The sequence below is a fragment of the Alteromonas sp. ABH4_457 genome (genome assembly GCF_056160625.1).
Genome location: NZ_JBSWXN010000021.1, coordinates 1 through 552 on the forward strand (window position 1 = coordinate 1; position 552 = coordinate 552).

At 56.3% G+C, this 552-nt stretch carries 1 protein-coding gene; it reads right to left on the minus strand.

Features of this window, described 5'->3' with window-relative positions; translation table 11 throughout:
• Positions 1-552, minus strand: a 552-nt coding sequence (locus tag ACXAGR_RS23770; RefSeq protein WP_474852918.1) for an Ig-like domain-containing protein, incomplete at both ends; no start/stop codon positions are given.

Genomic DNA, 552 nt, shown 5'->3' on the forward strand with positions numbered 1-552 from the left:
TGGTTGAAGCAGTGCCGGTATTGCCGGCTGCATCGGTCGCGGCTGCATCAACGGTGAAGTTGCCTTCTGCCATTTCTGCAGGCACATCGGCACTGAACGTACCGTCTGGTTGCACGGTAGCCGTTACAGTTTGCGCATCACCATTCGCATCTGTCACGGTTAACGTCACTGACTCACCTGCCGGCAGGTCTGTGGTGCCGGAAATAGTCGGTGTGGTGTCGTTACCGGTACCTTGAGCATCCAGCGTGACCGTTGGTGCAGTGGTGTCCACTGTACCGGACGTTGAGGCTGTACCGGTATTGCCGGCTGCATCGGTGGCGGCAGCATCAACCGTGAAGTTTCCTTCTGCCATTTCCGCTGGTACATCGGCACTGAACGTACCGTCTGGTTGCACAGTTGCTGTTACTGTTTGTGCATCACCATTGGCATCAGTGACCGTTAACGTCACAGATTCGCCTGCCGGCAGATCCGTGGTGCCTGAAATAGTTGGTGTGGTGTCGTTACCGGTACCCTGCGCATCCAGTGTGACTGTCGGGGCAGTGGTATCAACTT